This window comes from Streptosporangium sp. NPDC000563, from assembly GCF_040299985.1.
Lineage (GTDB): Bacteria > Actinomycetota > Actinomycetes > Streptosporangiales > Streptosporangiaceae > Streptosporangium.
In genome coordinates, this window is sequence record NZ_JBEPDA010000023.1 from 69,437 (window position 1) to 93,375 (window position 23,939).

Below are 23,939 nucleotides of genomic sequence, written 5' to 3' on the forward strand. Positions count from 1 at the left end.
CGAACCACCCCCGCATGCCCCGTCAGGACGGCCCGCTGCCTGCCGTCGGTCTCCCACAGCCGTACGGGACCGGTGGACGACCAGGTCACGAGCCACGAACCGTCGGGAGAGATCCGCACCCCCGCCCCCGCCCCGGTGTGCCCCGTCAGGACGGCCCGCTCGACGCCGTCGACCCCCCACAGGCGCACGCTCCCGTCTCCGGAGAGGGTCGCCAGCCACGAACCGTCAGGGGAGACGACCAGCTCGGAGACCTTGCCGATCGGCCTGTTCCTGCCGGGGACCTTCTCGTCCTCCTGGTTCCAGCCGCGCATCCTCAGGACGTCCTGCAGCCTTCGCGGCTTGGTTCTCACCCGCACCCGGCTTCTGAGGATCAGATGTCTCTTCCCGGCGGGGCTCCAGAGAGCGACCCCTCCCGTCGCGGAGCGGGTCGCCAGCCACGAACCGTCGGGCGCGGCCACCATCCCGGTGAACTTGCCCGTCCCCCTCCTGAGGACGGCACGCCTGCTCCCGTCGAAATTCCAGAGACGGACTCCTCCCCTCGCGGAGCGGGTCGCCAGCCACGAACCGTCGGGCGCGGCCACCATACCGGCGAGCCTGCCGATCCCGTTGCGCAGGACGGCCCTCTGGGCGCCGTCGATCCCCCAGATCTGCACCCTCCTTCTCCCCGAGCGGGTCACCAGCCACGCGCCGTCAGGGGAGACGGCGACCTCGTGAACAGGTCTGCCGTGCGTGGCCAGCGTCGTCCGGGTGGTGCCGTCGGCCTTCCAGACCTGCGCGCCGCCGTCGCGGGCGTGCACGACGAACCGTGATCCGTCCGGTGTGATCGACACCTCCTCGAGGTGTCTCGCCGCCGAGGTCAGGGTGCGCAGGAGGCGGGTGGAACCGTCCTCGGGCAGTGGCCAGCGGGCTTTCAGGAAGGTGGTCTCGTTCTCCCTGCTGTAGCGCTCGACCGACGCCCGCATCGGCGGGAACGCGTAGAGGCGGGCGAGCAGGTTCGCCGTGGAGACGGCGTCCGACTCGAAGGGGGTGAGCAGATGGGTGCTGCGGGCGACCAGCCGGCGGACCCCCGCGACGGAACGGGAGGTCGACAGCGTCAGATCCGACTCCGCCGCGGCCACCCCGAACGCGCGTACGCGGGTGACGAACCAGCGCACGTCATGCAGCAGGGCTTCCAGCTCCCGGTATCTCCTCGCCTCGGAAAGATGGAACAGCAGGTGGTTCCAGAGGTAGGGCACGGTCGGGGGCAGCCTCCACCATTCGGCGTCCGCCGTGAGATCGTCGTCGGGGACGAGGTTTCTCGCCTCGTCGAGGAAGTCGCGGTTGGCGACCTCGGCGCGCTCCTTGCCCAGGCCGTCCTCCGAGCGGAGGGCGGAACGGACGACGTCGTGGATCGTGATCGACGGCGCCGCCCCCTCGGCGGGGTGCCTGCCGATCAGTGCGAGGTCCTGAAGCCGTCCGCAGAGCCGCTCGGCCTGCTTGGCGGTGAGCCCCGCGGTGCCGCGCCAGAGCAGCTCGACGACGGCGGCCGGTATCGCGACGTCCTCGGGGAAGACGCCCAGTTCCAGGAAGCGGGCGCGGTCGAACGCGCCGAGGGCTTCGAGGCTGTGCTCCACGGTGGCGAGCACCGCGCTCTCCCGCTGGGAGGCGACCGTGACGTCCAGGGGGGCGGAGACGGTCCGGCCGAGCCGACCGGCCGCCCGGCGAGCGGCGACGTCGGCGTTCGTCCCCGCGCCGTGCTCGTCGCGCAGCCGGGCGTTGAGCAGGGACAGCAGTAGTGGCCACCTCCCCGTCAGGGCCACCAGGTCGCCGAGGACGCCGGGGTTCATCGGCGGCAACCCCCGGCTCAGCACCTGGACGGCCACCCTCGGCGCCAGCTCGTCGACGATCATCGCGATCGCCTTCGGGGGCAGCGCCCTGGGCAGCCGGGTCGTCACCAGCACCCGGGACCTGGTGGCCGCGGACAAAAAGGGTCTCAGCTGCTCGAGGCTCCACACGTCGTCGACCACCAGCAGCATGTGGCCCCGCTCCGCCAGGGCCTCGGCCATCCGGTGGCCGGCCTGCTCGGGGCTGGAGAACTCCGGCCGGACGCCCAGCACGGCCTCCGTGACGTCGTTGGCGAGCGCCGCGATGTCGGCCCCGGCGCGGTCGCGGCCCACGGTGACCCATATGACGCCGCCGTCGAACCGCCTCCTCACCTCGTCGCTGTGACACACCTCCACGGCCAGGGAGGTCTTGCCGAACCCGCCCGCCCCGGCGAGACCCGTGGTGAGCCCGACCGTGCCCGAGCGCCGCATCGTCAGGGTGGAGACCACGTCGTCCAGCTCGCTTCTCCTGACCCACCCCGCCTGCCTGTCCGGCACCAGGAAGAGCCCGCCGCGCGTGCGTGATTCCATCAGTTTCGGCGTCAGCCGTGTCAGCAGAACGACAAGGAAGGCGGTTAATCCGAAAACAACGACCCATTCGACCCTGCGCGCGACGACCGTTTCCGGCAGATATTCTTCGACCGTTCGCACCGGAAGTCCGACCAGAATTCCGAAAACCACCAGAATCGCCACGGCGACATCGGCGATTCTTTTTGTGCGGCGAGCCACCGACCACCTCTACAGTGCTGACCCCTGCCCCGACGGGCGCCGGGAACCCTGGAGGCACGATATCTGTTCCCCATTGACCCCGAGTTGAATCACCGACATCCCGGCGATTAAAGCGCATACGAAAAGCCACGTTGCACAGTTTGAGCCGCTATGTCCACGACATCACATCTACCATTCCAGCCCGCATTCAAGGTAGATCTTTTTCCGTGACGACGCGATCGCCCTTGGTGACCCCTTTCGAACTCATCCGACAGGGGCGGCTCATCCGGGAGGCGCGGACCGGGAAAGGCGGGGGAACGGCGAACCCGCCCGGCGTCCACCGGGCCGGAGACGGCGCGGGACGCCGCCGGGCCCCCCTCCCGCTCAGGCGCGCATCCGCCGCCCCTACTCAGGCGCGCATCCGCCGCCCCCGCTCAGGCGCGCATCCGCCGCGCGATGTCCCGTACCGCCGTCGCCAGCAGGTCGACGTCGTCGCGGCTGGTGAAGAGCGCCGGCGTCACCCGCACGCAGTCCCCCCTGGCCGGCCCGCCGCGGTGCACCGTGAAGATCCGGTACCGCTTCATCAGGTCCGTGGCGATCGCGACGTTCTCGGCCTCCGACGTACGGCCGGTGATCCGGAACGCGGTGATCGTGCCGTACATGGCGGGCTCCTCGGGGGTGAGGATCTCCAGGTTGCCGATGTCGAGCACCTGGCCCACCCACCGGTCACGCAGGAAGCGCAGCCTCGCCTGCTTGGCTGCGGCACCGAGGGCGTCGTGGAAGTCCAGGGCGGTGCCGGCCGTCAGGAAGGGCGCGACGTCCATGGTGCCGGAGTGCACCCGTGAGCGGATGTCCTCCCGCGGGAAGGTCTCGTCGCGGAACGCGACGTCGATGTCGGCCAGGCGGCTGTCGCGGATGTAGAGGAAGCCCGCACCCAGCGGCATGCCCATCCACTTGTGCAGGGAGAACCCGGCGAAGTCGGCGCCCAGGTCGTCCACGGTGAAGTCCAGGTGTCCCCAGGAGTGGGCGGCGTCCACGATCACGTCGATGCCCCGCTCGCGAGCCATCGCCACGATCTCCCGCACGGGGACCACCAGCCCGGTGCGGTTGTTCATGTGGCTGAGCAGCAGCAACCTGAGCTTCGGATGCTCCAGGAACGCCGCGGCGTAGGCGTCCAGCACCGCCTGCCGGGTCGCCGGCTCGGGGATGACCAGCTTCTGCACCCGGACGCCTCGCCGGTCGCTCAGCCAGTTCATGGCGTACTGCATGCTGTGGTAATCCAGGTCGGCGTACATCACCGAGTCGCCGGGACGCAGCCGCCGGTAGCCGGCGATCAGCAGTTGCAGGGCCTCGGTGCCGCCCCGGGTGAGGGCGATCTCCTTCATGGAGACGCCGAGCATGGTCGCGATACGCCGCCTGACCTGGTCCGCCTGGTCCTTGTAGGCGGTGCGCAGCAGGTAGGAGTTCACCTCGTTGAGGTGGTCGGTGTTGCGATGGTAGGCGCGGCGCACCGGCTCGGGCATGATCCCGTAGTAGCCGTTCTCCAGGTTGACGAAGTCCCGGGTGACTCGATACTGCCGCGCCACCCGGCTCCAGAAGCCCTCGTCCTCGGCGAGCCGCTCGGGGGCCGTGCCGACGGGAGCGGCGACAGCGCCGGGCGGCGGGGACGGCCGAACGTCCTGGCCGGCGGGCGGCGGTGGGGGCGGTGAAGGCGGGAGGGCCAACGCCCCGAGCCCGGCGACCATCTCACGCCTGGACAAGCTCATAGAAAACCACTCCACCCCGGTCGGCGAGAGCCCGCGGCGGCCCCGGCCTGTTCCAACGCATCACTCCCAGTGTGCGCGGGGCCGGCTCCGCGAGCGGGCATCCGTACAGCTCAGGCGTGGCGTGGCGGCGGCGACACGCCACACCCCCGGCTCCAGGCAAGCAAGCGCGTGCTTGACGATCAGGGCGATACGCGATCTCTTAGATGAGGCGGCGGGTCTCCTGAGAATCTTGACGTCATTCAGGCGGCGTGCTGTGATCCGGATACACGTTATTTCATACTTGTTCAGTAGGAAATGAGGCGGTAGTGAGGGTTCTCCGGCGTGCGGCCGCGATGGTGGCGCTCTTGGTGGGCGCGGTCGGCATCCAGGTCGTCCAGAGCGGAGCCGCCCAGGCGGCCCTGCCCACCGCGGCCGTCGCGCTCGGCGACAGCTTCATCAGCGGGGAGGGCGCGGGAGCCTACCAGCCCGTCGCCGACGCCTCGGGGACGCCGCAGTCCTTCCCCGGCTGGTCGGCTCCCAACAGCAACGCCTACTTCTGCCACCGGTCGGCGAACGCCTCGCTGTTCAAGGCCTCACTCCCCGGCATCCAGGACCGCTTCAACCTCGCGTGCTCCGGCGGCCAGCCCGCCGACATCGCCAACCCCTCCGGCGCCCGCGCCAAGGGCCGCTCCGTCGCCTCGCAGCTCGACCAGCTGCGTGCCGTCGCGCAGACCCACGACATCGACGTCGTCCTCATCGGCCTCGGCTCCAACAACACCCAGTTCACCTTCGGCGACGTGGCCACGCTGTGCGCCAACCGCTTCATCGCCGACGCCTGGACGGGCTGGTGGGAGTTCTGGGCCTACCTGGGCGGTGACGTGCCGCAGGAGCCCTGCACCGTCTCGGACCTCGCCTCCGACGCCGAGGTCGCCGCGGCCACCACCGAGACCACCGCCGCCCTGCGCCAGATCCTCGACACCCTCGCCCAGATCGACGCCGACGGCGTCCACAGCGTGATCCTGCAGACCTACACCAACCCGCTGCCGCTCGATGTCGCCCCGCAGTACCGGGACGAGGACGACCGCACCGACACCCGCGACAAGTTCCGCGCCCTCGGCGCCGAACGGTACGCCGCGGGCTGCCCGATCCACCGCGCGAGCCTCGCTCCCGGGCACGTGTTCTCCCAGAACCTCGGCTCCCTGGTCAAGAACGCCTACACCACGCTGGCGGCCGAGCGTCCGACCGCCGACCTGCGCGTGCTGGACGTCCAGAAGGCCTTCGACGGCGCCCGGCTCTGCGAGAACCCCGGCAGCCCGACGGGCGCGCTCGCCACCCCGATCCGGGTGCAGGACGGGCCGTCCGGCACGTTCGTCACCAGCCTGTCGGGCTGGGACAAGATCGGTGTCCAGCGGGTCGCGAACACCTGCGTCACCTACTTCCAGACCTGCCAGGAGGGCTGGCACCCCAACGCCGCGGGCCACACCGTCCTCGGACAGTGCCTCACCGGTGCCCTCACCGCCGCGTCCCGCACGGTCATCACGTGCGCCCGCAACGCGAACGGCACGCTCACCATCTCCTGACGTACCCGGCACCACGCGGCGACACGGTGACGGGCGACGTGACGACACGGTGACTGAAAGTTTCACCGCGGGTTGACGGATACGGGGCGACCCCTGACGATCATGTTGCCTCCGGGTCAGGGAGGGGGCGTCGAGTGAACGCCACTATCCGTTGCGAGGTGCACCGATGCCGAGAACATCAAGAACGCCGGGGAAACCGGGGACGCCAAAGACGCCGAAGAAGCTGTTACGGGCCGCGTCGGCTCTCCTGCTGACGCTGTCCGTCCTGCATGTCCCCACGGCGCGTGCCGACGAGGTCGCCCCGGTCGCGGTGACCGTCAACGCCCGCGCCGCGCTCGCCACCGTCCCCGAGACCGGCATCGGCACCAACCATGCGATCTGGGACACCAACCTGGGCACCGACGCGACCGCCGACCTGCTCAAGGACGCGGGTATGAAGCTGCTGCGCTACCCCGGCGGCTCGTACTCCGACATCTACCACTGGGCCGACCACACCGCCCCCGGCGGCTACGTGGCTCCCAACACCGACTTCGACACCTTCATGCGCGGTGCGCGGCGCACCGGGGCGCAGCCGATGGTGACCGCGAACTACGGCACCGGTACGGCGGAGGAGGCGGCGGCCTGGGTGCGGTACGCCAACGTCACCAAGGGCTACGGCGTCAAGTACTGGGAGATCGGCAACGAGAACTACGGCAACGGCCACTACGGCGCCACCTGGGAGGCGGACGACCACGCCGACAAGAGCCCCGCCGAGTACGCGCGCCACGTCGTGGCCTACTCCGACGCGATGAAGGCCGTCGACCCGACCATCAAGATCGGCGCGGTGCTGACCACACCGGCGAACTGGCCCGACGGGCTGGTCGCCGAGGGCGACGCCGGGACCTGGAACGACGTCGTCCTCTCGGCCGCGGCATCGAAGATCGACTTCGTGATCCTGCACTGGTACCCCGGCGCCCTCGACAAGGTCGGGCACGTCCCCGACATGATCGATCTCACCCGCCGGCAGATCGCGCGGTACGCCGGGGCCGGCGCCGAGCGGATCGGCATCGCGATGACCGAGTTCAACACCGGGTCGAACGAACGCGGCACGACGACCCAGCCCGGTGCGCTGGCCGCCGCCGACGCCTACGCGACACTGCTCGCCAACGGGGTGTTCACCGTCGACTGGTGGAACGTCCACAACGGCATCGGCAGCGTCACACAGGTCGAGGGGCACACCGACTACGGCGACTTCGGCCTGCTGTCGAGCGGGACGTGCACCTCCGACGGCAGCGTCTGCGAACCCTCGCTCAACACGCCCTTCGCGCCGTACTACGCGCTCCAGATGGTGAGCAGGTTCGCCCGCCCCGGAGACCGGTTCATCAGGGCCGCGACCGACCAGGCGAAGGTGACCGCGCACGCCGCGCGCCGCCCCAACGGCGACCTGGCCGTCCTGCTGATCAACACCTCGTCCGACACGTCCTATCCCGTCGCGATCGACTACTCCGGCTTCAGCCCGGCGTCCGGGGCCCCCACCGTGCTGACCCACACCAACGGCGCCACGAGCATCTCCACCTCGACCACCGGCAGCGCGGCCGCTCAGACGCTGCCGCCGCTCTCGCTGACCACGATCGTCCTGCGGCCCGCCGGCGCCCAGACCGGCCTGCCGGGCACGCCGGGGCAGCCGACGGTCTCGGAGGTGACCGACAGGGCCGCCACGATCTCCTGGCCCGCCGCCTCCGCCGGCGCGCGTCCGATCGTGAAGTACGAGGTCCACCGCCAGAACGGGGCCGTCGGCGGGCAGTTCGGCGAGACCGCCGGCACCTCGTTCACCGTGAACAACCTCAAACCGGGAACGCGCTACACGGTCAACGTGGTCGCACGGGACAGCGGCGGTGGCGTCTCCGCGCCCTCCGCACCGCTGACGTTCACGACCGGCACACCCGCCTCCAGTTCGTGCTCGGTGCGTCTGACCAAGCAGACCGACTGGGCCAGCGGCTACGTCGGCGCCATCGACATCACCAACCACGGCGCGCCGGTCAGCGGCTGGACCCTGAGCTTCAGCTGGCCCAGGACCTGGCAGAGCCTGGGCAGTGGCTGGGGCGCCGTCTGGACACAGGACGGGCAGGACGTGCAGGTCGTCAACGAGTCCGGCAACGGCTCGCTGCCCACCGGCGCGTCGGCCACGATCGGCTTCGTCGGCAACTACAGCGGCCCGAACACACTGCCCGCCGTCTTCACCCTCAACGGAACCGTCTGCACGACCCGTTAGCGGCGAACCGTCCGCGTCCCCACGGCACACGGTCCACGTGTCAGATCCCCGGCCCACCGTGGGCCGGGGATCTGACACACGTCAGGCGTTAGATCTGAGGCAGGTCGGGCGGGCGATGTCCCACCGGTGGATCGTGTGGTCGTAGACATGGGCGGCCATCCCGCGTGTTCGCCACCTTCACCGCTCCGTTCTTCGGCGCGGTCCACGCTCACCGCACGGGTAAGGACGGCAAGTCCCTGCCCTGCCGTCCCCGGCGCGACTCCCCCACCTGCCCCCATGGCCGATACGAGGGCTGCGGCAGGCGTCACGACCGCGATGACCCGCAAGTGGGACAACCGCTCTGCGTGGACTGTTACGACACTCAGTCCATGCTTGTAGGTGTGGATGTCGTTCCGGTGGTCTGACCCGTGCTACGACACTCACACGCACTCGCCGCGGCAGCGTGAGCACAGGCCGGTCGATCCGATGACGTGGAGGCCGACCGAGGACCGAGATTGGTGAACAGGGCGGCGGCGTCACTCTCACCGAAGGCGGCGACCGCCCTTTCTAGCAGCGAGGCGAGGCTGTGATGCGTTTCCTCGGTATTCGGGGCCGCGAAGGTCTTGTGCTCGCTGACTCCTTGACCCCATACCAGCAGACGAAGCCGATCCGCTATCGTGCCTGATGGCGAAGTCCCTCAAGGAGGCCGCCATGGGCATCCGGAATTCAACGTCGTTCACGACGGCTACTCTGACCGGTTTTCGTCTCATAGGACTGACGACGGTCACCGCGCTCCTCCTCAGCGCCTGCGGTACGCCTCGTGATGAAGAACAATTCATCATCATTAACGCCACACAAGAAACCGTCACGGTGAAGGGGAAGCTCAACAAGGGGTCCTTCGCCGTCCTCGCTCCGGGAGAGGACGTCGGCATCAGCCTGCCGGACTCCATGTGCCATCAGCCTGAGGCGACCGACGTTCTCGTGGCGACCAGCACGAAGACAGGAAAGTCTTATACATACGGTCCGCCGATCTGTTATGGCACAAGATGGAAAATCGGAGGCTGACCAGAGATCTTCAGATGGGGTCAGGCGGAGCAATCCGCCGCCCCGTGACATCGGCGGGTAGGATCATCCGCGTGGATCTGGACGCCGCCGCCCGGCTCGGGGTGCCCGTCGAGGACGTCGACCGCGTGCACCGGCTCGCCGGCGACCGGCCATCGGCCCCCCTGCCCGCCAAGGCCGACGCGCCCGCGATCCTCGATCGGCTCGCGGTGCGGCCGGACGACGCCGCCGAGATCATGGAGGGCTGGCCCGACCCCGGATCCCCGCTGTGGACTCCGGAGTTGCGCTGGCTGCTCGACCGCTCGATCGCCCTGGTCCGCGCCGATCTCGGCGGCCACGGCTGGTTGCCGCCCGGTCCGGAGCTGCCGCGCGAACGCGGCCCCGCCTGGCGGCATCTCTACGTGTACGCGTACCTCGCCCTGGTCGGCGTCACCACGGGATACCACCGCGACCACGGCGTCGCCGACGCCGTGTCATGGGTGAGTCTCGCCGACCTGGGCCGCAACCTCGCGGTCGACCGGCGGATGCGCGGCGAGGGCTGGCCCGTCATGCAGAGCTGGCTCACCCTGCACGCGCGCGGCAGCATCTACGAGCTGGGCCGGTTGCAGTATCACCGCGGCGGCGCCACCCTCGACCTGCACATCCCCGAGTCGGGGCCGATGACCCCCGAGGCGGTCGCTGCGTCGCTCGACGAGGCCCGCGCGTTCTTCCCGCGCCACTTTCCCGACGAACCCTACACGGAGTTCGCCTGCGGTTCGTGGCTGCTCGACCCGCAGCTGCTGGAATACCTGCCGGAGGACTCCAACATCGTCCGGTTCCAGCGGAGGTTCGAGCTGGAGCCGTACGAGGAGCCGGAAGGGCTGGACGCCGACGTCGAGGTGCGGCGGTTCGTGTTCCGCGACCTGTCCACACCGCTCGACCGGCTGCCGCGCCGCACCGTGCTCCAGCGTGCGGTCGTCGACCACCTGAGGGCCGGCCGCCACTGGTACTGGCGCCGCGGCCGCTTCCCGATCCAGCCACACCCCTGACGCCTATTTCGCCGGAGCGGCTCGACATGCCGACCTTCCTGAAAACGACAGAACTCCATATGGGAGTCATTGATCGTTAGATCTGAGCAGGGGCGACCTGTCCGGCGAGGTGGTCGTGATCGGCGGCCCAGATCACGGAATCTACACAACGGGGCAGATCCGAAAGAGGCGATGCCACAGGGTTTCTCGGCGCGGCCACCGGCTCGACGGGCACGAGAGCCCACTCCTCTCCGGGGAAATCCGCGCCCCAGTTCATCGAGGAGGCGACCGCGTGAGTCTCCTGGCTCTCGGGTCGAGGCTCGTCCCGGCCTTCCCACCCGTCATCCGGGCAGTGGCTTCGTCGGGATTCGCTCGCCGATCACGGTGGCGGGACCGCGCCGGATTCACACCGGCTTCCTCGTTCCGCGCTCGCCTACGCCGATCATGCTCGCACACCGCCGATCAACGACAAAGGGCGCACCACCTGTCAGACTCGGTGCGCCTCCTTACGTTTCACCCCAAGAGGAGAACGACTCGTCGGGCTGCGGCTCAACCACCAACGCCAGGCGCCGAGGGAGGAATCCAACTCTCATCTTCGACTCCTCACTCTCAAGATCCGCGCCGGACTCTCAAGTTCGACGGCGCCAGACAACCCATCCCACCGCCGCCCCGCTGTTGACAACATCAAATGAACGTTCTTTTAATTGACGCATGGGGCGTATCGCGGGCGTCAGCGCCGCCGAGACCCGTGAGCGATTGCTGCGCGCGGCGGCCGAGTCCTTCGCCGCGCGCGGCTACGACGGCACGCGCGTGGCCGACATCGCCTCCGCCGCCGGGGTGAGCAACGGTGCCCTGTACGCGCACTTCGGCTCGAAGGCCGAGCTGCTGGTGGCCGCGTTGCGCGAGCACGGGCCGCGGCTGCTGGCCACGTTGTTCGCCGCGGATCCCGAGCAGTCGATCACGAAACTGCTCGCCGTCGTCGGCCGAGGGCTCCCGCACCGGCGGCCCGACGCCCACAACCATCTCATCGTCGAGGCGCTCGTGGTGGCACGCCGTGACGAGGACGTCGCCCGGCCGATGCGCGACTACGTCGGCGAGCGCACCGACTGGCTCGCCGGGCTCGTCCGCGCCGCACAGAACGACGGCGAAGTGGACGGCACCCTCTCGCCGAACGCGTTGTCACATCTCTGCCTGCTGCTCGCGATGGGCAGCGCGCTCGTCACACCCGACCTGCACACGGTCGACGAGGAGGAGTGGGCCGCGCTGCTCACCCGTCTCGTCGCCGCCTTCGCCCCCGGCGGCAGTACGCCACAGCCCTCGTCCCCTGCCGACAGCACAGCACGGAGAGAGGCGCGACAGTGAGAGTGAGAATCAACCCCGAGGGGTGCCAGGGACACGGTCGCTGCTACGTCCTCGCCCCCGCCCTGTTCGACGAGGACGACGAGGGCTACGGGCAGGTCGTCGGCGACGGCGTCGTACCGCCTGGCGAGGAGCGGGCGGCGCGCCTGGCCGTTGCGAACTGCCCGGAAAGAGCGATCGAGATCCTCCAGGAGGCGTGACATGACCATCGATGACCGTTTCAGTGAGCAGGCGCTCGGAGGGAGGCAGCAGAACCGCCCCGACGGCGTGCGCAACGAGATCATCACCGGACCTGTCTCGGACTGGGCGACCGACTTCTCCCACACCGAACCGGAATGGGCGGCCGACCCGTACCCGATCCAGGACGACCTGCGGCGGCGCTGCCCGATAGCGCACACCGATCGGTTCGGCGGCGCCTGGCTGCCGACCCGCTACGAGGACGTCGCGGCCATCGCCTACGACACCGAGCGCTTCTCCTCCCGGTCGATCATCGTGGGCAACTTCCGGCCACCACGCGAGGTGGCCCCGGTGGGCGGCACACCGCCGATCTCCTCCGACCCACCCTTCCATCACGACGCGCGCAAGCTGCTGCTGCCGATGTTCACCAAGACGGTGGTCGCCAGGCAGGAGCCGGCGACGCGAGCGTTCTGCCACTCGCTCGTCGACGCGCTTGAGGGGCAGGACGTCGTCGACGCCGCCCGTGACTACGCCCAGCACATCCCGGTGCGCGTCATCAGCGACATGCTGGGCTTCCCGCCCGAGGACGGTCCGCGGTTCCGTGAGTTCGTCGAGAACGCGCTGGAGGGCGTCAACCGGCCACCGGAAGAGCGTATCGCCAGGATGGACAAGCTCTTCGACTACCTGCTGGAGCAGATCCGCGACCACGTCGCCAACCCGCGTGACGACCTCACGACCTACCTCGTCAACGCGGAGCTGTACGGCAGGAAGCTGGAGCCGGCCCATGTGGCGGGCACGATGGCGCTGCTGCTCATCGCGGGCATCGACACGACGTGGAGCGCGATCGGCGCGTCGTTGTGGCACCTGGCCAAGACTCCGGCCGACCGTGAGCGCCTGGTCGCCGAGCCGGCTCTGCTGCCGACCGCGATGGAGGAGTTCCTCCGGGCCTACGCGCCGGTCACGATGGCCCGGCTGGTCAAGGAGGACATGCACTGGAACGGTGTCGACATGAAGGCCGACGACTGGATCCTGCTGTCGTTCCCGGCGGCCAACCGCGACGAGGCCCAGTTCGACCGGGCGGGCGAGGTCGTCATCGACCGCGAGGTCAACCGGCACGCCGCGTTCGGCCTGGGCATCCACCGCTGTGCGGGCTCGCACCTGGCCCGGATGGAACTGCAGGTCGCCCTCGAGGTCTGGCTGGAGCGGAATCCGCGCTTCACGCTCGACGACCCGGCGGCGGTGACCTGGTCCACGGGCCAGGTCCGCGGACCACGCACGCTTCCGCTGCGCATCGGCTGACCCGCGCCCGGGTCTTGTCCGCCCAGCGTGGCGCCCGGCTTTCGCGGCCGGATTCGACGGCGGCCGGACTAAGGTGGCGGTGTCCGTGTAGATCCGTGTCGCGCGACCGACGATGTGCGGCCGCTCCCCCCTCACGCTTCGGAAGAGGCAGAGGAGAGAGCACCATGTCCCGTCGCCGCATCGCCACCACGGGGGGCACTCTGGCGATCACCGCACTCGCCCTGGCGTCTCTTCCGGCCGTCGCCACGCTCGCCCTGACGCCCCCTACCACCGTCACCACACCCCGGACGGCGGGCACCGTGCCCCCGCACAAGACCCGCCTCTCGGGCGCCGCGTGCGCGCCGACGCCCCGTCCCACCGTCACCACGCCCCGGACGACGTGCCCCGCACCCGTACCGACCGCCGGTCCCAGCGTCACCGCGCCGCCGCCAGACCCGCCCATCCTGTCGAACCTGCCGCCGGGCTTCATCGAGGCGCTCCAGCGCGACCTCGGTCTCACCAGGCAGCAGGTCGCGACCCGGCTGCTCAACGAGGCCCGGCTGTCACCGGTCGAGGCGCGGCTGCGCGAGGAACTCAGCGACCGTTTCGGCGGCTCCTGGTTCACGGGAACCCTCGCGGAGACCCTCATGATCGCCACCACCAGTGCCGCCGACATCCCGGCGATCGTCTCCGCGGGCGCCACACCCAAGGTCGTCCGCGCGTCACTGGCGACGCTGAGAGCGGTCAAGGAAAGGCTCGACGACGTCCTGTCCGCCCACCCGGACGGCGGGACCATCCGCTACGTCGACGTACGGATCAACAAGGTCGTCGTCCTGTCCAGGAACGCCCCGGCGACCCTGAATGTCGTCAAGTCCATCGGGACGGACAGCGACCTGGTGGTCGTGGTGCACTCCGAGGAGAACCCTCGGCCCGCGCATGACCCGAAGGCGGCGACGCCTGCCACGCCGGTGCGGGGCCCCGCTCCCTCCAGCCGGTCCGCGAGATCCTCCACCTGACCCCGCCGGCCACCGTCTCAAGCTCTGCGAGCCGGTGGCCGGCGGGGTCAGCCCGCGAAGAGGAGGAAGAGGCCCACCACCGTGTAGACCACCATCAGCACGAGGAGGGGAATCTGCCCGAGGACGGCGGTCCTGCGGGGGAACAGGGCGAGCGCGCGGTCGTGGGCGAGCACGGTGCCGAGAACGTGACCGACGATGATGACCGTCACCTGGAGCATGGCGATCCCGGCGGGCGAGGTACCGGCCGCCTGGACGGTCCAGTCCGCGGTGCCCAGCCAGTCGGCGCCGGTGCCCAGCGGATCGGAGAGCAGGGCGATGGTCCGCTGCCCTTCGAGGAGGAGCAGCGTGTAGTAGTGGGCGACCACGTATCCGACGGCGATCGGGACGACCGCGTGGGCGAGTTCGCCCGACGTCGTCCCCGGCTCCGCCGCCCCCCAGCGACCGGCGAGCGCGGTCGCCCCGCGATACGCCGCGAGCACCAGGCCGATGACGATGAACAACCCCGCCGTTCCCATGACCGGTGCCGGCAGCGAGCTCTCCTGCACGAAGCGCACCCAGACGGGGGCGTTGGAGAGGCTGTCGTACATGGTGGAGCCGAGAAGCACCACCACCAGCACCGTCAGCCCGGGCACCGGCCGGAGCCCGGCCATGCCGTCGAGCGAGTTACGCCAGGTCACGACGCCGTCGGGGCGCCTGGTCACCGGGGCGAGGTGGCCGACGAGGGTGCTGTAGACCTCGAACGCGTCCGCGTGGTCGAACCAGCGCGACCCGAAGAGAACCGCTCCCCCGAGCACGAACACGACGTACACGGCGAGCCAGGCCCCGATGACCGGCAGGGTGGCCCGTTCCGGGGCGACCAGCTCCAGCCAGACGAAGGCGAGGAGACCGCCCGCCGCGGGCCAGTAGCCGAGCCCCGGCGGCAGCGGGCGCATCCCGGTCTCGGGATCGCGTCCGAGTCCCCGGCAGGCCAGCAGGTGCAGTGTCCGCAGCGGGTTGAGAACCGGCCACACCGGTCCGAACAGCAGCGAGAGCGGCACCAGGCCGACCCAGAACAGGACGTAGAACACTCCCGCCGTGGGATTCTCGACCCGGTCGGGGCCGAAGAGCAGGCCCACGCAGAAGTACGCCGCGGCGACGAGCCCGGCGACCCGCCAGACCCACGGCCACGCCCGTGCGGAGACCATCCTCTGGACCAGGGGGGCGAGCGGGCGGGGACGGCGGGCGTCGAGACCCAGTCGCGGCTCGGTCCACAGGGCGCCCAGCGCCACGAACGACACCAGCAGGGCGAGGATCGCGCCGATCAGCGCGGCCTCGAAGGGGATCGGCAGATCCTGGCGCCCGCCGATCCCGTGAGCCAGGAACATCACGCCGGCCTAGCGCACCACGAGCTGCAAGAGCTGCAGCTTCGATTCGTGGGTCTCGAACTCGAACAGGCCGTCCTGGTCGGCGACGAACTCGATCGTCGCGGGCGTGCCGGGCGTCAGGGTCACGGCCTTGTCGTAGCCGTGGACGTGCGCCTCGTCGGGCGCGTCACCGGTCACCGTGATCCGTACCGTCTGCCCCTTGGTCACGTCGATCCGGCCGGGCGGGGGCGTCACCTGCCGTCCGGCGATGGTCACCGTGATCTCCTTGACCGTCGAGGCGCCGGGGTCCGCGGCGGACGAGCCACAGGCCGTGGCCGTCAGCAGGGTCGCACCGAGCATGAGCACGGCGAGCAGGCGGCGGGCAAGGGTGGGCGTCATGACTTTTCTCCTGGGGGGGTCGGTGGTCGGGCCGACGAGTCGGCGGGGGGCGGGGACGGTGAATCGGTATGAAAACAGTGAGGTCGGTACGGGACCGGGTGTCGTCGGCGGAGCCGGAGCGCGGAGGGGGCGGATCAGCGTCGTTTGGCGGACTTGACCGCCTTCGCGCTCCCCGTCCTGCGCGACGCGGCCGTCGGCCGACCCGCGGGTTTCCTTCCGGGCGGCCCGGTGGAGCGCCGACGGACCTGCGCGCCGGAGGGCGCCGGCCGCCGTGCCGCCCGGACCACCATGAACCCCGCTCCGACGACGAGGAGGGCGGGCAGCAGCCACACCGACAGGTCGAAGCCCGAGGTGGCCTGGGGCGCGTTCGAAGCCGCGGCCTGGGGCGTGGTCTGCGGGGTGGCCTGCGGGACGGCGGGTCCGGCCGCCGGGGCCGACGGCGTGGTGGCGCCGGGTTCCAACATGGCGAGCAGCGCGGGGTCGGGTTCGTTCGTGGGGGCCTTCCAGCCCTTGGGCGGACCCGACGTCGGGCCCTTGTAGGTGAACCGGACCTCGCCTTCCACCTTCTCGCCGTCCGAGGCGACCGATATGTAACGGGCGACGTACAGGCCCTTCTCAGGCCAGTGGGCGACGGGGACTTTCGCGGGGAAGCCGGTGTGGTACAGGCTCGGCTGCCAGGTACCGTCCACGAGGTTGTATTCCCTGACCGGCTCGTCGAGGCGCTCGGGCTGCCCGTGCGACCAGGGCTCGTCGACGCGGACGCCGCTGGGGGCGGTGACGGTGAAGTACGCGTTCGGAGCGGGCTTCTCGGTGAAGTAGAGCGCGAGCGACTCCAGCGGCTCTTTCACCGTGCTGTCCTTGGCCGGCGTCGACATCGCGAGCTGCCCGTGCGCGGAGGCGGGCGTCGCGAGGGTGGTCAGCGCGACGACGGCGACGACGGCCAGCACGAGCAGCTGGCCCAACCAGCGCGCCATCGCCACCCCTGCTCTCCACCGAAAGGCCCGCTGGCCTGCGGAATCACGGACGATTCCGGCCGATCACGGTCAATGCTCGTCGAGAATAACCGCTTTTGTCCCATATGAACAGAACTTTGGCACGCATCCAACCGAAGAACGCCAAGGACTGTGAGCCTCACCCTTCCGCACCTGTTCATGCCGGTAGGGCGCCCCGCACCCCGACCCGCTCCCCCGCGTCCACGTCCCGCGCCCGTCCGGCACCTGTTCCGCGGCACGCGACGGCCTCCCCGAAGCCCGGCGGCCGAGCCCCTTCTCTCCGCTCGACGTGACCGGGTGCGAGCCCTCCCCGTCCGGGCCCACCGCAGTACGCGCGAGCCATGCCGTTCCGGATCCCGGCTCGCCACGGATCCGGAACGGCGGGGACGTATCGTCCGGCCTCAGTCGTCGACCCAGCCGTGGGACCGGGCGAACGTCAGGAGACGATTCCTGACCTGCCCGATCTGCGCGCCCGTCAGCGTGGGCGCGTGCTCGATGAGCAGCTCGGTCACCGCGCCGTTGAAGGACTTCGCCGACAACACGTCGCACACCCCGTCGTCGTCGCCGAACTGCTGCGAGGAGACGGCGTCCGAGAGAGGCACGGCCGCGACCGGCCGCCGGCTCGGCGGCGGGTCCAGAAGACTGACGGTCGAGACCTTCAGCCCCCGCTCGCCCTCCATGACCTCGTACTCCACTCGCAGGCCGGGCTGGAGGACGTGCCTGCTCTCACCGAAGTCGTTGGCGTGGAAGAACACATCCTCACCCCCGCCGACCGCGGCGATGAACCCGTACCCGCGTACCTCGTCAAAACGAAGGATCGTACCGACTGCCACCACAACACCACCTACACCGAGGATCGCACCACTGCGCGCTCACCTTCCGGCACTGTCCGGCCGGTGAATCCGGCCTGCCTGTCACACCGGACGACCCGATGCTAGACCGGACGGCGCGCCGTGTCCTCATCGTCCTCGTCGATTCCGTGCCGCGCCCCCGCGCCCCCACGGCGCCGTCCCAGCCGGCACCGCGCACACCGCCTCACGACACCGCGTACGGGTCGCGTGCCGGGGATCGTCGGACGGCGGCGCCCCCGGTACACCGCCCGCACGACGGGAATGCCAGGCTTCGAGGAGCCGCGCCGACCGAGGAGAGCCAGCCGATGTCCCAGTCATCGACGTCCCCGATGCCCCCGATGCCCCTTATGTCCCCGACCTACGACGACGTCCTGAGCGCCGCCGACCGCATCGCTCCGCAGGTGCACCGCACCCCCGTGCTGCGCTCACGCCGGATCGACGAGAGCGTCGGCGCCGAAGTGGTGTTCAAGTGCGAGAACTTCCAGCGGATGGGCGCCTTCAAGTTCCGCGGCGCGTTCAACGCGCTGTCACGGTTCACCCCCGAGCAGCGACGCTCCGGCGTGATCACCTACTCCTCGGGCAACCACGCCCAGGCGATCGCCCTGGCCGCCCGGCTGCTCGACATCCCGGCCACGATCATCATGCCGCACGACGCGCCGGCCTCGAAGGTGGCCGCCACCGAGGGGTACGGCGGGGAGATCATCCGCTACGACCGCTACACCGAGCACCGGGAGGAGATCTGCGGCGCGCTCGCCGCCGACCGCGGTCTCACCCTGATCCCGCCGTACGACCACCCCCACGTGATCGCCGGTCAGGGCACCGCCGCCAAGGAGTTGTTCGACGAGGTCGGCGACCTCGACGCGCTCTTCGTCCCCCTGGGCGGCGGCGGGCTGCTCTCCGGCACGGCGCTGTCGGCTCGCGCGCTGTCGCCCGGCTGCGCGCTGTACGGCGTCGAGCCGGAGGCGGGCGACGACGGGCGGCGGTCGCTGCGGCAGGGCTCCATCGTCCAGATCGACACGCCGAAGACCATCGCCGACGGCGCGCAGACCCAGCGGCTCGGCACCCACACGTTCGAGATCATCCGCCGCGAGGTCGACGACATCGTCACCGCCACCGACGCCGATCTCGTCGACGCGATGAAACTCTTCGGATCGGCGATGAAAATCGTCGTCGAGCCCACCGGATGCCTCGGCCTGGCCGCCGTCCGCGACCTCGCCGACCGGCTCGGCGGGAAACGGGTCGGTGTGATCGTCAGCGGGGGCAACGTCGACCTCGACCGCTACGCCTCACTGCTCGCCTCCTGACCGCCACGTCCGGGGCCCGGCCGAAGGGCCGGTTCCCGGGACGGTCTTCGCGGGGCCTCGGGACGAACCGGCCTTCGCCGTGAGAGCCTCCGCCGGGCCGTCAGTACCCTCGCCACCCTCGCCGTCAGGTCGTACGGCCTGGTCAGCGAAGCGAACGGTAGGCCGGGATCGTCGCCATCGGGGGGCGTTCGGCGACGGCGACGTCCCTGACGCTCACCTGGTGGCCGTCCGTGCCCCGGCGGAACTGGGCCAGGCGGGGAGACGGCCGATGCAGGGAGACCATCATGTTCTGGCGCTCCAGGCGTGACCAGGAGGTCTGCAGGATCTGGGCGGCCATCCCGCCGAGCGCCTCCGTCGACTGGTGGGAGTGCACCCGGCGTCCCAGATCGACCTGGGCCAACGCGTCGAGACCCGCGAGGTCGAGCAGGTCGATCAGCAGGGCGAGCTCCACGCCGTAGCCGGTGACGAACGGGACGCGCTCCAGCACGGACCTGCGCCCGGCGTACTCCCCCGCGAGGGGTTGCACGAACCCGGCCAGCCGTGGCCAGTGCAGGTTGAGCAGGGGGCGCGCGACCAGCTCGGTGACCCGCCCGCCACCGCTCCTCGCGTTCCACAGGGGCCGGTCGTAGCAGCCCTTGACGTAGACCACCGCCGGATCGGCGAGCAGCGGGCCGAGCAACCCGGTCACGAAGGACGTGCGGAACTCGCGCAGATCGGCGTCGACGAAGACCAGCAGGTCGCCGGAGGTCGCGGCGAGGGACTTCCAGAGCGCCTCGCCCTTGCCGTCCAGCGGTTTGAGATCGGGCAGGACCTCGTCCTGGGCGACCACCCTCGCCCCGGCCCGCGCCGCGCGTACCGCGGTCTCGTCGACGGAGCGGGAGTCGATGACCACGAGTTCGTCGACGAGCGGAACGGCCTCCATGAGATCGCGGCGGATCGCCGCGACGATCTCCCCGACCGTCTCCTCCTCGTCGCGGGCGGGCAACACGACACTGATCGTCGTCTCACCCTTGGCTTCCAGCAGCTCCGGCAGCGCCCAGTCACCCGAGGATGAGGTGCGCCCGCGTAGCCATGCCTCGACCTCAGGCAGCACGACCCACCCTTTCCATCACCTCGGCGGTTAGGGGTATCACCCTATGTGGCGCTGATTCCGGACACCTACCGGCTCCCGTCTCCGCCACGCAGGTGGGAAGATCAGTTCAGTCCGGAATGAGGGGGGACGAGATGAACCCGGTAGCCGTGATGCGGGCGGCGCGCGGCGTCCGCGACGAGCTCGACAGCCTGATGGGGGGCGCCTCCGGCGAGCTTCGTGACCGGCTGGATCCGCTGCTCGCCGAGGCGGGCAGCCGGCCCTCCGACCAGCTGGCGGACGCGGTCATCAGGCTCGTCGCCGAGTACGGCCCCGCCTGGGACCGGCTCACCGCGCTGCTGAGCCTGGAGCGGGGCGTCACCCCCGAGCAGGTGATTCCCCTGCTCTCCCGGCGGCCGGGCGCCGAGCCGGGCTCGCCCGGAGGCGGGAGCGGTCTCGGCTTTCCGCCGGGCGGCGCGGGCCCCACCCCGTCCTCCTGGGGCGCGGCGCCCCCGAACGGCCCGGACCCCTCCGGCTGGGAGCCGATCGACGCTCCGGCGACCGGTGCCTACACTCCCGCCTGGCTGCTCCCCGACATGGGCGGGCAGAGGCGTCCCGCTCCGGGGTCAGGGCAGACGCCCGGAGAGGATCCGCCACCGTTCCCCGAAGCGCCGCGGACAGCCCCGGAGCCACCGCCCCCGACGCCTCAGGCACCGTCACCGCAGGTCCCCGCGCCGCAGCCTCCGGCGGCGGCATCGTCGACGGCCGCGGCCGCGGCACCGGGTCCCGCGGAGAGCCGGAGCCCCTCGGTTCTCGACCGGCTGACCGGGGCCTTCCGCAGGCGGCGCAAGGAGACACAACCTCCGGCACCGGGGCCCGGCTGGGAGGTGATCCCACTCATCGAGGCTCCCGCGGAGGTGGTCGCGGGCTGGGGCTCGGAGGTGACGGTCGGCGTCGCCCCAGGCCAGGGGCAGGACGGCACCGCGACACCGCGCGAGCCGATCGACCTGGACATCCAGATCGTCGCCGAGGGCTTCGACGCGCCCGGCGGCCGGCGGGTGCGGCTGCGTGCCGACGAGACGTCACCGTACCCACGGGCCGTGGTCGACCTCGTCGCCCTGGCTCAGGAGGAGCCCGAAGCCGCCCGGCAGATCCAGGTGACCTACTCCGTAGGCGGCCAGGTGGTCGGGTTCGGCCTGCGTGCGGTCACGGTCCACGGTTCGCCCGGCGCCCTCGGCGGACACGAGGCGCTGGAGCCGGTCTCGGGCACCCGCATCCGTCCCGCCCTCGTGGGAGAACCCGCCGACGTCACGGCGATCATCGTCCACGGTGACAGGCCGGGACTGCTGTGGTGGACCTACCAGTCACCGCACTTCGTCACCCCGGACCAGGCCGAGCCCTGCGACCTCGGCACCCGGGCCTCGGAGTTCGGCCGGCAGCTGACCGATCGGGGCCGTCTCTCCGAGGAACTGGGGCGGGAGGTCGGCTCGCGCGTGCCCTGGGGTTTCTGGGAGCTGCTGTACGCGGTGGCCGGCCGGGTCGCGCCGCGCCGCCCGAACGTGCTCATCCTCTCCCAGGAGCCGCACGTGCCCTGGGAGCTGGCCGTGCTCGAGCAGCCGTACGATCCCTCGCTGCCCCCTTACCTGGGCTGCCAGCTGGCGACCGGCCGCTGGCCCCTCGGCGGACGGCGTCCCGAGCTGCCCCCTCCCGTGCACGCGCGGGCCGACCGCGTCGCGGTGGTGTACGGCGAGGCGCAGGCACATCCGCTGGTGACGGAGTACGGCGCCACGCAGGTCTCCCCCGCGCTCGGCGACGTCCTGGGCGCGCTCAGGCAGGGGCCCGACATCGTCCACTTCACGGACGGCGGGTCCGCCTCCGAGGCGCTGGACTACGAGCTGGCGGGTGCCCCGTTCGTCTTCCTGGAGGAGCCGGGGGACGCCCAGGCGTTCCTGCTCGCGGGCGCGAGCGGGGTCGTCGCCCCGCTCTGGCCCGCGGGCGGCGGTCTGGCGCCGGAGTTCTATCGGCGCTGCTTCGCCGGTGAGCCCCCGGCCGAGGTGCTGCGCTCCATGCGCGGGCAGGCCCCCGACAGCGCGGGTGCCTACCGGTTCCACGGCCACCCATCCCTGACGCTGCGCCGGACGGCCCCGCCCACGGGGTGACCGCCGCCGGCTCGCGACACGGGTACCTGTGGCGGGGATCCTCATCGCGCTCGGAGGGCGCACCGCGCGTCTCAGCCCGCGGCGTGGCGCTCCAGGAACGTGTAGACGTCGGCCTCGTCCACCCCCGGGAAGGATCCGGGGGGCAGCGCGGCCAGGACGTGGGAGTTGCCGCGGGCCGAGGGCCAGGCGTACCCCTCCCAGCGCTGGGTCAGCTCGGCGGGCGGGCGGCGGCAGCACTCGCCGGTGGGGCAGCCCGATCTGGTGCGGGTGGTGGTCTCCCTGCCACGGAACCAGCGCGACTCCCGATAGGGAACGCCGAGGGTGATGGCGAAGTCACGCTCGCGTGAGATGTCGACGTGCGCGAGACAGAAGTAGGTGCCGGTGGGCGAGTCGGAGTACTGGTAGTGGACGGAGAAGCGGTCGGGTGACAGGAAGACCTGGCGCCCCGACCACTGCAGGCACATGCGCTGGCCTTCGATCGCGCCCTGCTCGTCGGCGGGAAAGACGATGCCGTCGTTCTCGTACGCCTTGTAGATGATCCCGTCGGCGTTGTTGCGGACGAAGTGGCAGACCAGGTCGAGGAAATTGGTGGCCAGGTTGGTGAAGCGGTGCGCGGCCATCTCGTAGGAGACGGCGAACACGTCGCGCAGGTCCTCCACGCTCAGCGCGCGGTCCTTCTTCGCCTCCCGCAGGTACGGCACGGCGGCGGCCTCGGGCACCAGGACGGCGGCGGCGAAGTAGTTGGCCTCGGTTCGCTGGCGCAGGAAGTCGGCGAAGTCGCGGGGCCTGTGGTGGCCGAGCGAGAGATGACCGAGGGTCTGCAGCAGGATCGTGCGCGGGGTGTGCATGCCGACCTGTTCGTGCTTGACGTAGATGCGCCGGTTGCGCAGGTCGGAGATGGAACGCACGGTGCGCGGCAAGTCCTGGACCGTCTGGACGGTGTAGCCGAAGTGGCTGACCAGCGCCTGGACGGTGCTCTGCGACAGCGCGCCCGAGCGGTAGCCGACCGCGGCGAGCGCCTCGGCGGCGGCCTGCTCGATCTCCGCGAAGTAGTTGCCCTGCTCACGCTGCTTGCGGCGGAGTTCGGCGTTGGCCGCGCGGGCCTCCTCGGGGGTGGCGGTCCCCCTGGCCTGGCGTGAACGCAGTTCCTCGTAGAGGCCGAGGATGTGTTCGAGCACGTCGTTGGGGACCCGGGCGGAGATCTTCAGCCTGGCCAGGCCGAGCCCGGCGTACAGGGGGTCGCGCTGCGCCTCCTCCAGCGCCATCTCCAGCTGGGCCCGCCGGTTGGGTGCCTGCCTGCGGAGCAGTTCCTCGACCGGCACGTTGAGCGCGGCGGCCAGCGACTTCAGCAGCGACAGCTTCGGCTCGCGCTTGCCGTTCTCCAGCAGGGAGAGCTGGCTGGGCGCGCGGCTCACGCGTTCGCCCAGGTCGGAAAGGGTGAGGCCACGCTGTTTCCGCAGGTGTCTCAGCCGCTGGCCGAACGCGATGAGATCGAGCTCCTGCGTCAAGGAAAGCGGTTCTTCACCGACCAAAGATGCCATGACCCGATGCTAAACGAAATTTCCGAGGAAATTTCGCCCCCGGCAGGTCGCGGAGCGGGCATCGCCGCACCCGCGCCCGGAGCCGCCGGAGTCGCCCCTCGCATCGACGCCACCCGGAGTCGCGACCGTCAAGCCCTCGCCACGGCCGGGAACCGGCGACCGCGATCACCGGGTCCCGGCGCCGGAGCTCGCACGCGTCCCCGGTGGAGGGCATGCGCACACCCGATCCCGGCACAAGAATTGGTCTAGTCCATAGA

19 protein-coding genes and 1 riboswitch are annotated in these 23,939 nt (G+C 70.7%); of the genes, 11 read left to right on the top strand and 8 right to left on the bottom strand.

Annotated features, from left to right (window positions below; all coding sequences use genetic code 11):
- Positions 1-2,393, bottom strand: a 2,393-nt coding sequence (locus ABT352_RS33825) for an NB-ARC domain-containing protein (RefSeq protein WP_350949081.1), incomplete at its 3' end; no start/stop codon positions are given.
- 611 nt (positions 2,394-3,004) lie between these two features.
- A complete protein-coding gene (locus ABT352_RS33830) occupies positions 3,005-4,336 on the bottom strand; it encodes an aminotransferase class V-fold PLP-dependent enzyme (protein ID WP_350949082.1) in 1,332 nt (443 codons plus the stop codon).
- 305 nt (positions 4,337-4,641) lie between these two features.
- Here ABT352_RS33830 and ABT352_RS33835 point away from each other — a divergent pair, with 305 nt between their 5' ends.
- The 9 genes from ABT352_RS33835 to ABT352_RS33875 all read left to right on the top strand — a co-directional run bounded on the left by ABT352_RS33835 (position 4,642) and on the right by ABT352_RS33875 (position 14,024).
- Complete coding sequence (locus tag ABT352_RS33835) at positions 4,642-5,895, top strand: SGNH/GDSL hydrolase family protein (protein WP_350949083.1); 1,254 nt, start codon at positions 4,642-4,644, stop codon at positions 5,893-5,895.
- A 166-nt stretch (positions 5,896-6,061) separates the two neighbouring features.
- Entirely contained in the window at positions 6,062-8,146 is a 2,085-nt protein-coding gene (locus tag ABT352_RS33840; RefSeq protein WP_350949084.1) for a cellulose binding domain-containing protein, read from the top strand.
- Between the two features lie 164 nt (positions 8,147-8,310).
- Entirely contained in the window at positions 8,311-8,550 is a 240-nt protein-coding gene (locus tag ABT352_RS33845) for a replication initiator (protein WP_350949085.1), read from the top strand.
- Positions 8,551-8,809: 259 nt separating this feature from the next.
- Complete coding sequence (locus ABT352_RS33850; protein ID WP_350949086.1) at positions 8,810-9,190, top strand: hypothetical protein; 381 nt, start codon at positions 8,810-8,812, stop codon at positions 9,188-9,190.
- 71 nt (positions 9,191-9,261) lie between these two features.
- Positions 9,262-10,215, top strand: a complete 954-nt coding sequence (locus tag ABT352_RS33855) for an acyltransferase domain-containing protein (protein WP_350949087.1) — start codon at positions 9,262-9,264, stop codon at positions 10,213-10,215.
- A 253-nt stretch (positions 10,216-10,468) separates the two neighbouring features.
- A riboswitch (cobalamin riboswitch) is annotated at positions 10,469-10,667 on the bottom strand.
- A 238-nt stretch (positions 10,668-10,905) separates the two neighbouring features.
- Positions 10,906-11,556 (top strand): TetR/AcrR family transcriptional regulator, encoded by a 651-nt coding sequence (locus ABT352_RS33860; RefSeq protein ID WP_350949088.1) that lies wholly within the window; start codon positions 10,906-10,908, stop codon positions 11,554-11,556.
- Positions 11,553-11,753, top strand: a complete 201-nt coding sequence (locus ABT352_RS33865; protein ID WP_350949089.1) for a ferredoxin — start codon at positions 11,553-11,555, stop codon at positions 11,751-11,753. Before ABT352_RS33860 ends, ABT352_RS33865 begins: the two co-directional genes overlap by 4 nt.
- A 1-nt stretch (position 11,754) precedes the next feature.
- Positions 11,755-13,029 (top strand): cytochrome P450, encoded by a 1,275-nt coding sequence (locus ABT352_RS33870; RefSeq protein ID WP_350949090.1) that lies wholly within the window; start codon positions 11,755-11,757, stop codon positions 13,027-13,029.
- 164 nt (positions 13,030-13,193) lie between these two features.
- Positions 13,194-14,024, top strand: coding sequence for a S1 family peptidase (locus ABT352_RS33875; protein ID WP_350949091.1), 831 nt, complete (start codon positions 13,194-13,196; stop codon positions 14,022-14,024).
- A 47-nt stretch (positions 14,025-14,071) separates the two neighbouring features.
- On the opposite strand, the gene ABT352_RS33880 is transcribed toward ABT352_RS33875, so the two are convergent.
- The 4 genes from ABT352_RS33880 to ABT352_RS33895 all read right to left on the bottom strand — a co-directional run bounded on the left by ABT352_RS33880 (position 14,072) and on the right by ABT352_RS33895 (position 17,591).
- Positions 14,072-15,388 carry a hypothetical protein gene (locus ABT352_RS33880; RefSeq protein ID WP_350949092.1) on the bottom strand — a complete coding sequence of 439 codons (1,317 nt, stop codon included), beginning with the start codon at positions 15,386-15,388 and terminating at the stop codon, positions 14,072-14,074.
- A 9-nt stretch (positions 15,389-15,397) separates the two neighbouring features.
- Positions 15,398-15,766 (bottom strand): cupredoxin domain-containing protein, encoded by a 369-nt coding sequence (locus ABT352_RS33885; RefSeq protein ID WP_350949093.1) that lies wholly within the window; start codon positions 15,764-15,766, stop codon positions 15,398-15,400.
- A gap of 134 nt (positions 15,767-15,900) precedes the next feature.
- The gene (locus tag ABT352_RS33890; RefSeq protein WP_350949094.1) at positions 15,901-16,740 is read right to left on the bottom strand and encodes a copper resistance CopC family protein; all 840 of its coding nucleotides are present in this window, start codon (positions 16,738-16,740) and stop codon (positions 15,901-15,903) included.
- Positions 16,741-17,159: 419 nt separating this feature from the next.
- Positions 17,160-17,591 (bottom strand): cold-shock protein, encoded by a 432-nt coding sequence (locus ABT352_RS33895; protein ID WP_350949095.1) that lies wholly within the window; start codon positions 17,589-17,591, stop codon positions 17,160-17,162.
- A 356-nt stretch (positions 17,592-17,947) separates the two neighbouring features.
- On the opposite strand from ABT352_RS33895, the gene ABT352_RS33900 reads away from it, so the two are divergent.
- The gene (locus ABT352_RS33900) at positions 17,948-18,913 is read left to right on the top strand and encodes a threo-3-hydroxy-L-aspartate ammonia-lyase (RefSeq protein WP_350949096.1); all 966 of its coding nucleotides are present in this window, start codon (positions 17,948-17,950) and stop codon (positions 18,911-18,913) included.
- A 142-nt stretch (positions 18,914-19,055) separates the two neighbouring features.
- On the opposite strand, the gene ABT352_RS33905 is transcribed toward ABT352_RS33900, so the two are convergent.
- Positions 19,056-20,006, bottom strand: coding sequence for a glucosyl-3-phosphoglycerate synthase (locus ABT352_RS33905; protein WP_350949097.1), 951 nt, complete (start codon positions 20,004-20,006; stop codon positions 19,056-19,058).
- A gap of 131 nt (positions 20,007-20,137) precedes the next feature.
- Between ABT352_RS33905 and ABT352_RS33910 the strand changes: the two genes are divergently transcribed.
- A complete protein-coding gene (locus ABT352_RS33910) occupies positions 20,138-22,141 on the top strand; it encodes a CHAT domain-containing protein (RefSeq protein ID WP_350949098.1) in 2,004 nt (667 codons plus the stop codon).
- A gap of 71 nt (positions 22,142-22,212) precedes the next feature.
- On the opposite strand, the gene ABT352_RS33915 is transcribed toward ABT352_RS33910, so the two are convergent.
- Entirely contained in the window at positions 22,213-23,682 is a 1,470-nt protein-coding gene (locus ABT352_RS33915; protein ID WP_389778032.1) for a helix-turn-helix domain-containing protein, read from the bottom strand.
- Positions 23,683-23,939 lie beyond the last annotated feature (257 nt).

Bases quoted from the DNA above. Each gene is read 5' to 3' on its own strand.
- ABT352_RS33830 (WP_350949082.1), bottom strand. From the start codon at position 4,336: ATGAGCTTGTCCAGGCGTGAGATGGTCGCCGGGCTCGGGGCGTTGGCC.
- ABT352_RS33915 (WP_389778032.1), bottom strand. From the start codon at position 23,682: ATGGCATCTTTGGTCGGTGAAGAACCGCTTTCCTTGACGCAGGAGCTC.
- ABT352_RS33875 (WP_350949091.1), top strand. From the start codon at position 13,194: ATGTCCCGTCGCCGCATCGCCACCACGGGGGGCACTCTGGCGATCACC.
- ABT352_RS33870 (WP_350949090.1), top strand. From the start codon at position 11,755: ATGACCATCGATGACCGTTTCAGTGAGCAGGCGCTCGGAGGGAGGCAG.
- ABT352_RS33910 (WP_350949098.1), top strand. From the start codon at position 20,138: ATGAACCCGGTAGCCGTGATGCGGGCGGCGCGCGGCGTCCGCGACGAG.
- ABT352_RS33850 (WP_350949086.1), top strand. From the start codon at position 8,810: ATGGCGAAGTCCCTCAAGGAGGCCGCCATGGGCATCCGGAATTCAACG.
- ABT352_RS33840 (WP_350949084.1), top strand. From the start codon at position 6,062: ATGCCGAGAACATCAAGAACGCCGGGGAAACCGGGGACGCCAAAGACG.
- ABT352_RS33860 (WP_350949088.1), top strand. From the start codon at position 10,906: ATGGGGCGTATCGCGGGCGTCAGCGCCGCCGAGACCCGTGAGCGATTG.
- ABT352_RS33885 (WP_350949093.1), bottom strand. From the start codon at position 15,766: ATGACGCCCACCCTTGCCCGCCGCCTGCTCGCCGTGCTCATGCTCGGT.
- ABT352_RS33890 (WP_350949094.1), bottom strand. From the start codon at position 16,740: ATGGCGCGCTGGTTGGGCCAGCTGCTCGTGCTGGCCGTCGTCGCCGTC.
- ABT352_RS33880 (WP_350949092.1), bottom strand. From the start codon at position 15,388: ATGTTCCTGGCTCACGGGATCGGCGGGCGCCAGGATCTGCCGATCCCC.
- ABT352_RS33900 (WP_350949096.1), top strand. From the start codon at position 17,948: ATGCCCCTTATGTCCCCGACCTACGACGACGTCCTGAGCGCCGCCGAC.